The organism is Enterobacter sp. HK-058-C-ECC, assembly GCF_047531125.1.
GTDB lineage: Bacteria > Pseudomonadota > Gammaproteobacteria > Enterobacterales > Enterobacteriaceae > Enterobacter > Enterobacter quasiroggenkampii.
On record NZ_JBLKCH010000037.1, the window covers coordinates 1 to 1285 of the forward strand.

Genomic DNA, 1285 nt, shown 5'->3' on the forward strand with positions numbered 1-1285 from the left:
TGTACAGTCCGGGGACATGGTAGACAGGTGTTCGGGGACATGGTGAACACTTTTTAACATCCTTTACCCATGGTGATCGACTGTTTCTTCAGGTCGATCACCCCCACTTTCGTGCTGTACCACCACACTTCGTAACAGCCATCCTCCTGCGTCTCCTTCAGTCCGACCCGCTCTCCCCTGAACGCCTTACCCGCGCTCAGACTGATACCTCTGACGCTCAGCTTACCGCTGATATCCACTTTCCTGACCATCACCCCTTCGTCATATTCCGGTGGCGCTGTGTTGCTGCTGTACTGGCGTGCAGACGGCTGATACCGTGAGGCCGGTACCGCCATATCCAGCGCCTCGTGCGGGCGTTCAAGGTTATAGACCGTCCGCCAGTGGTCAAAGGCACGCTGCAGTTCCCCCCTGTCTGCGAACCACTTCCCCTGCAGCACTTCCGCCTTCAGGCTGCGGTGAAAACGCTCCAGCTTGCCCTGCGTCTGCGGATGATACGGCCGGGAGTGACCCACCCGGATACCCTGGCGCATCAGCCACAGCTCCAGTGCCGTCCAGGTGCCGGTGGTGTCGCCCCACGGTGAGCCGTTGTCCATGGTCATCCTGTCCGGCAGGCCGTAGCGTTCAAACACGCTGACCAGCTGCTGTTGCACGGTCTCACGTCGTTCATCGTTACAGTGCGCCAGGCACAGGGAAAAACGGGAGTGGTCATCCAGCAGGGTGAGCGGATGGCAGCGGCCGCCACCGAAGGGAAAGTGGCCCTTGAAATCCATCTGCCAGAGCCGGTTTGGGGCATCATGTTCAAAGCGCCCCGTGGCCGGGATGCCCGGTGATGCGCCCGGCAGCAGACCGTGACGGGCCATCAGATTATGGACGGTGCTGAAGGCAGGAATACAGTGTCCCCGGTCTTCCAGCCAGCGTTTAATCTTGCGGGCTCCCCAGCGTGCATGGCGTTCATGCGCCATGCGCAGCAGGGCAGTGATGTCGTCAGATGAGCGGTTCGGGGAATGACGGGGAGTGCGGGGGCGGTCCTGAAGTCCGGAGGCGCCTTCCACAGCCCAGCGCTGAAGCCACTTATAGCCGGTGGCAGGGGAAATGCCGTAGTGACGGCATAGGGAACGAATGTTCGCCCCGTCCTGCGAGGCGAACAAAACAAACTCGGTACGTAATGACATGGTATCTCTCGCATCCCAGGGCATAAGCGACTCCATAAACGGGTTCTTATGCCTTAGTTGTAAGTGTCTACCATGTCCCCGAACAAGTGTTCACTATGTCCCCGGACTGTACA

General features: G+C 59.6%; 1 protein-coding gene. It reads right to left on the reverse strand.

Annotation, left to right across the window (positions count from 1 at the left end; all coding sequences use genetic code 11):
• Nucleotides 1-53: 53 nt before the first annotated feature.
• Nucleotides 54-1208: an IS481 family transposase gene (locus ACMWJS_RS22905; protein ID WP_414747635.1), complete on the reverse strand. Its 1155-nt coding sequence runs from the start codon at nucleotides 1206-1208 to the stop codon at nucleotides 54-56.
• Between the last annotated feature and the right edge of the window lie 77 nt (nucleotides 1209-1285).